Annotated in this window: 10 tRNA genes and 3 rRNA genes; all 13 read left to right on the forward strand. The window is 47.7% G+C overall.

The annotated features are described in order from the left end of the window. Window positions 1–114: ribosomal RNA gene (locus KNP85_RS15635) — 23S ribosomal RNA — on the forward strand; the annotation flags it as partial. Between the two features lie 58 nt (window positions 115–172). Then, window positions 173–288: ribosomal RNA gene (gene rrf, locus KNP85_RS15640) — 5S ribosomal RNA — on the forward strand. Between the two features lie 83 nt (window positions 289–371). Then, window positions 372–447: transfer RNA gene (locus KNP85_RS15645), tRNA-Asp, on the forward strand. A 24-nt stretch (window positions 448–471) separates the two neighbouring features. Beyond that, window positions 472–547 (forward strand) — tRNA-Phe (locus KNP85_RS15650). A gap of 8 nt (window positions 548–555) precedes the next feature. Continuing rightward, window positions 556–631, forward strand: a tRNA-Thr gene (locus KNP85_RS15655). Window positions 632–642: 11 nt separating this feature from the next. Further along, a tRNA-His gene (locus KNP85_RS15660) sits at window positions 643–718 on the forward strand. A gap of 16 nt (window positions 719–734) precedes the next feature. Beyond that, window positions 735–810, forward strand: a tRNA-Lys gene (locus KNP85_RS15665). A 35-nt stretch (window positions 811–845) separates the two neighbouring features. Continuing rightward, a tRNA-Leu gene (locus tag KNP85_RS15670) sits at window positions 846–926 on the forward strand. A gap of 21 nt (window positions 927–947) precedes the next feature. Beyond that, window positions 948–1,022: transfer RNA gene (locus tag KNP85_RS15675), tRNA-Gly, on the forward strand. 7 nt (window positions 1,023–1,029) lie between these two features. After that, window positions 1,030–1,114 (forward strand) — tRNA-Leu (locus KNP85_RS15680). Window positions 1,115–1,119: 5 nt separating this feature from the next. Next, a tRNA-Arg gene (locus KNP85_RS15685) sits at window positions 1,120–1,196 on the forward strand. 7 nt (window positions 1,197–1,203) lie between these two features. Next, window positions 1,204–1,280: transfer RNA gene (locus KNP85_RS15690), tRNA-Pro, on the forward strand. Window positions 1,281–1,386: 106 nt separating this feature from the next. Then, window positions 1,387–1,455: ribosomal RNA gene (locus KNP85_RS15695) — 16S ribosomal RNA — on the forward strand; the annotation flags it as partial.

Here is a 1,455-nt window from a genome sequence, read left to right on the forward strand (position 1 = left end):
TCCCTTTGAGCAATCAAGAAAGACCCCTCAGAGACGATGAGGTAGATAGGTCATGGGTGGAAGCACGGCGACGTGTGGAGCTGAATGATACTAATCGGTCGAGGCTTTGATCTAGTCTAATGGTTTGCATGAATTGATGAGTCTTCAGTTTTGAGAGAACGATCTCTCTATGTCTGGTGGCGATAGCGAAGCGGCCACACCCGTTCCCATGCCGAACACGGAAGTTAAGCGCTTCAGCGCCGAAAGTAGTTGGGGGTCTCCCCCTGTGAGGATAGGACGCTGCCAGGCTGTTTATTTTTTTGAAAAAATTATTGACTTTCTTCTTGAGGAGACTTAAAATAGGTAAAGTCGATACAGTAATTATTTAAAACGGTCCCGTGGTGTAGTGGTTAACATGTCTGCCTGTCACGCAGAAGATCGCGGGTTCGAATCCCGTCGGGACCGCCATTTTTTTATTTAATTTAATAAGTTGGCTTTGTAGCTCAGTTGGTAGAGCAAAGGACTGAAAATCCTTGTGTCGGCGGTTCGATTCCGTCCAAAGCCACCATTTACAGCGCCGGTGTAGCTCAGTTGGTAGAGCATCTGACTTGTAATCAGAGGGTCGAGGGTTCGAATCCTTTCGCCGGCACCATTTTTCTCATGGCGGTTGTGGCGAAGTGGTTAACGCACCGGATTGTGATTCCGGCATTCGAGGGTTCAATTCCCTTCAGCCGCCCCATTTTTTAAAAATTAATGAGCCATTAGCTCAGTTGGTAGAGCATCTGACTTTTAATCAGAGGGTCGCAGGTTCGAGCCCTGCATGGCTCACCATTTCTCATTAATTTCTATACTTAAATACTTTATATGCGGGTGTGGCGGAATTGGTAGACGCGCTAGACTTAGGATCTAGTGTCTTTGACGTGGGGGTTCGAGTCCCTTCACCCGCATCTCTAATCTAATTTTATATTGCGGAAGTAGTTCAGTGGTAGAATACGACCTTGCCAAGGTCGGGGTCGCGGGTTCGAATCCCGTCTTCCGCTCCAATTATATGCGGTCGTGGCGGAATCGGTAGACGCGCTAGGTTGAGGGCCTAGTGGTGGTTAACACCGTGGAGGTTCAAGTCCTCTCGACCGCATTAATGCACCCTTAGCTCAGCTGGATAGAGCGTTAGACTACGAATCTAAAGGCCGGGAGTTCGAATCTCTCAGGGTGCACCATTTATAACGGGAAGTAGCTCAGCTTGGTAGAGCACTTGGTTTGGGACCAAGGGGTCGCAGGTTCGAATCCTGTCTTCCCGACCATTTCTTAATTCAATTTGGTCTTTGAAAACTGAACGATGAGGCAAAAATGATTTACAATTTTTGAATGAAGCGCAAGCTTCGTCATTTTTAAAGAGCTATATCAAATTCTTTGGAGAGTTTGATCCTGGCTCAGGACGAACGCTGGCGGCGTGCCTAATACATGCAAGTCGAGCGC

The sequence above is a fragment of the Exiguobacterium sp. s194 genome, assembly GCF_018618275.1.
Lineage (GTDB): Bacteria > Bacillota > Bacilli > Exiguobacteriales > Exiguobacteriaceae > Exiguobacterium > Exiguobacterium chiriqhucha.